Here is a 237-nt window from a genome sequence, read left to right on the forward strand (position 1 = left end):
CGCACGTCTCAGGGCCAGCTTGCCCCGCAATTCCCCGCCGCAGTCCTTGCTGTTCGATGCCTTCTTCGAGGGCTTCCGCGGTGCCGTGCCGAACCTGCCCGCACTGCTGCCGGAAGTATGGCTTCACTGGGACCCACGCACGGTCAAGGAGCGGGGGCCGGATGCGCTGCTGCGCTTTCGCATGGACTTCCTGTTGCTGCTACCACAGGGCGTGCGGGTCGTCATCGAAGTGGACGG

At 66.2% G+C, this 237-nt stretch carries 1 pseudogene; it reads left to right on the forward strand.

Annotation, left to right across the window (positions count from 1 at the left end):
- Nucleotides 1-46: 46 nt before the first annotated feature.
- A pseudogene (locus SB771_RS37000) lies at nucleotides 47-237 on the forward strand (hypothetical protein); the annotation flags it as partial.

Source organism: Burkholderia sp. SIMBA_051, assembly GCF_046534915.1.
In the GTDB taxonomy this organism is placed as follows: domain Bacteria; phylum Pseudomonadota; class Gammaproteobacteria; order Burkholderiales; family Burkholderiaceae; genus Burkholderia; species Burkholderia ambifaria.